General features: G+C 64.1%; 3 protein-coding genes and 1 pseudogene. 1 reads left to right on the top strand and 3 read right to left on the bottom strand.

Annotated features, from left to right (window positions below; translation table 11 throughout):
• Positions 1-346: 346 nt before the first annotated feature.
• Complete coding sequence (locus HOV91_RS38620) at positions 347-733, bottom strand: BlaI/MecI/CopY family transcriptional regulator (RefSeq protein ID WP_217441602.1); 387 nt, start codon at positions 731-733, stop codon at positions 347-349.
• Between the two features lie 68 nt (positions 734-801).
• Positions 802-1,890 carry a ParB/RepB/Spo0J family partition protein gene (locus HOV91_RS38625; RefSeq protein ID WP_174190119.1) on the bottom strand — a complete coding sequence of 363 codons (1,089 nt, stop codon included), beginning with the start codon at positions 1,888-1,890 and terminating at the stop codon, positions 802-804.
• Positions 1,891-2,290: 400 nt separating this feature from the next.
• Here HOV91_RS38625 and HOV91_RS38630 point away from each other — a divergent pair, with 400 nt between their 5' ends.
• The gene (locus HOV91_RS38630; RefSeq protein WP_174190120.1) at positions 2,291-3,229 is read left to right on the top strand and encodes a M56 family metallopeptidase; all 939 of its coding nucleotides are present in this window, start codon (positions 2,291-2,293) and stop codon (positions 3,227-3,229) included.
• Here HOV91_RS38630 and HOV91_RS39640 read toward each other — a convergent pair.
• A pseudogene (locus tag HOV91_RS39640) lies at positions 3,206-3,420 on the bottom strand (hypothetical protein); the annotation flags it as partial. The gene HOV91_RS38630 and the pseudogene HOV91_RS39640 sit on opposite strands and share 24 nt — an antisense overlap.

A 3,420-nucleotide genomic window follows, 5' to 3' on the forward strand; every position in this document is an offset into this window, starting at 1 on the left:
GGCCAGTTGACGGGACCCCGCTGGTCGGTGAGGTTGCCGACTTATCGACGCGCAGGTGACGGCGTCACCTTCCTCGGCTAATTGCTGCTCGATGCCGGGCAGGTCGGCGACCTCGAATTCCCTGCCGACCCCACACCAGCAAAAAAAATCCCATCAACCTTCATAACGGTCCCCTGTTCGATTCGAACGATCGCGCGGGCATTCGTGTCAGCAGGCTGAGAATCAGCCTGAATGGCATGGCCCACGTCGGCGATGTTCGAATGCTAGGTATTACTCCCGACTGACGGCAACACCTGTAGCGCGAACGTCGCACGAAAATGGGGTGGCAGTCAGCTACGGGCTTCGACTACCGGCGGTGGCGAAGTGCCGCTTCGAGGATGGAGGATTCCTGATCGGACGCGGAGCGCACGAATTGCAGTAACGCCCCTTCGGCATTCCCGGATTCATCGAGCACCTGACGAAGCGCTCGCGAGGCGGCTTCCTCTCGCGTAGAGGTCGGTCGGTAGAGGTAGGCGCCATGCTCCAGAACGCGGGAGACCCAGCCTTTGCGATGAAGGTTGTCCAAAACCGTCATGACGGTTGTGTACGCTGGCTGACGCTCGGCCGTGGTGCACATTTGGAGGACGTCGCGCACCTTCATCGGTGCGCCGGCACGCCAAAGGGCGTCCATTACAGTGGCTTCCAGATCGCCGAGCCCGAGCACCGAGCACCTCCGTGGACAAGCCGACCGCATCGGAGGCCGACGTTCACACGATTGTGGCGGCACCTGTGATCGGATTCAAGTCGCGCGGTGGGGAGACCTCACAACGGCGCCGCCTCGTTCGGAGGTGGCAGAGTTGACGCGGTGTCGGCCTTGCGCCGTGCTTCGTCGTGGAGCTTGTCGGCGAGCGTCCTCCAGGTCCGGGCGTAGCTGAGAGCTAGTTCGGCCACGACTTCCGACCAATGCTCAGGAAGGCTCGATGCCAGGTCTTGGCAGCTGCCCGGATCGACCATGTGCTGGTAGAGCCAGCGCAACGTTTGCCGACCGGTTTCGTTGTACCGCAGAGCGGGGTCGTTCCTCAGCTTGGCCAACAGCACATCGGGTTCTGCGGCAGGCCCTGCGGACGTTGCTCGTTTTGCGGCTGTTGCCGGCTTTTCGACGGTGCTCTTGGGTCGGCGGCGATACCGGTCGGGCACCGGATCCTCACCGCGCTGCGCGCGCCGGCGAACATCGGACACGGTCGCGGGAGAAAGCCCGGTAGCGCGGGCGATTTCACGAAGCCCCGCGTCGGGGTTGTCGCGCAGCATCTGCGCGGCACGTCGTCGTGAGGCGGCGCTGTCTAGTGGTCGTAGTCGACCATCCATGCCGACCCTGGAGTTCAACTGCGCTACGTTCGCAGTCGAACAGGCGGCTCGAACGGTCGAAACCGTTTTGCCGGACAGGCCGGTAGCCACCGCTACGGCTCGATCCGACCAGTCCGGATGCTGGGCGATCATGCGTTCGGCGGCAGCTCTGCGGTCCGCGGTGCTCAAGGTGAGACCGTGGCGAATGTTGGAGGCGACCGCCAGCAGGAACGCGGTGTCGTCATCACAGTCGATGATGCGCGCGGCGATTGCGGTGCGTCCTTTGGACATTTCCGCTCGGACTCGATGCATGCCGTCGATCACGCGCATCGTGGCGCGATGGACGATGATCGGCGGCAGTTCGGCTTCGGTCTCCGCGAGGACTTGGGTGTGCGATGGATCCTCGCCCGTCTGCCGGGCCAGATTGCTGTGGCTGAGCAGCCGTATCGGGACCAGGCTGACCGGAATATCGTCGAGCGGAGCGACCACAGGTACACCGTCTGCCCACCGCACATAGGGCTCGCCGAACGGTTCGTCGGGTTGGTTGTCACTGATCGAATCGGGCATGAGCGCCTCCTCCCCTCGTTGCGACCACGCGGCCTCGCCGGCACGCCGAAAAGCCCTCCCCAAGGTACTAAGGCACTTAGTAGGGCGGCAACAACGCGCCGCCCTATCAACGGAAGCAGGCGCTTGTTCGAGAGTTACTGCGCCCCAATAACTGTGGTCTTCGGAGTCGGAGAGACAACGCGTCGGTGTACCGACGAGTTGTATCGGCGGTAAGTTGGGATGCGCTGCATCGACGCGCTCGCCTCGGGTACATCCGCGGTCACCCTGAAGTGCTGCGGCAACGTGTGTTCCGATGGTTTCATCGACGTGGCTACCGGTATCCATTCGGCCCCAGACCCGGCTGTGCCTGGTGTGCGTCCTGCGGCGGGGCGTGACCAGCGACAGAGGATAGGAAGACACGATGCTGTCAGCGGTCCTGTTGCTCGTCTCTGCGACGGTGGTGGGGACCGCCGCGCCCTCGATACTGAAGCGGGTGGATGTCACCAAGCAGGATCCAGTTCTTGTGCTGGTTGCGTGGCTGGCCGCGATCGTCGGCGTCGTCACCGCGACGGTCGGTAGTGCGGTCGTATTGCTTCTTCCCGAGCACGGGGCCACACTCGTCCCTCGAGCCTTGTCTTCGCACTGGGCGTGGCATTCATTCACCCACGGGGCATCGACGGCCGTGGAGTGTTTCGTCGGTATCGCCGGAGTGGTGCTGCTTCTGGCTCTCGCTGTCTGGCTCGGTAACCGCATCATTCGGGCGACTCGCCGACGCCTACAAACTTCCGACACCAACGCGGCTCTACTGCGGGCCGTCGGTCGCACGATGTCGGCAACGCCCGATGTGCTAAGACTCGACCACGCCGACCCTGTCGCGTTCGCAATCAGCGGCAGCAGCGATCTGATCGTCGCAACCGAAGGGGTCTTCCAGCTCGGCGACGCGGCCGCGGCGGCGGTTCTCGCGCACGAACGAGCGCATCTGCGCGGCCGCCATCACGTCGTGTTGATGTGGACATCGGTGCTCGGCAAGGCGCTGCCCATCATCCCGCTGTTTCGTCAGGCCCCGGTGGCCATCGCCGAGATCGTGGAGATGTGCGCGGATACGGCGGCCGCGCGCGAATGTGGTGACCAGGCGGTACGTACGGCGCTGATTCGGATGGCCATGCGACGGTCGCCGACAGTGGCGCTGGCGATGGCCGACCATGCAATCGAGCGGCGCCTGCTGCGATTGGCACGGAGCGGGGAACGCCATGTCAGTGCGACTCGCCGAACTCTCCTGCGCGTGGTCACCGGCGTGATCGCTGTGACGGTACCTTTTCATCTCACCGTGACATTCCTACATGTCGCGATCATCGCCTGAGTCCGGTACCGCCGTGATTTCGACGACCGCGCACGCAGCCTCCATACCCGGTCCGCCGCTGAAGAGCATGACGTGGTCTCCTGTGCTGACCGCGCCGGTGCGCAACAGATACTCGAGTCCACGAATCTGATCCACCGGCCCCGCATGACCGACCGTCCGAGTGAACTCCCAAATGCCACGGTCCTCCTCGA

The sequence above is a fragment of the Nocardia barduliensis genome (genome assembly GCF_013315795.1).
GTDB lineage: Bacteria > Actinomycetota > Actinomycetes > Mycobacteriales > Mycobacteriaceae > Nocardia > Nocardia barduliensis.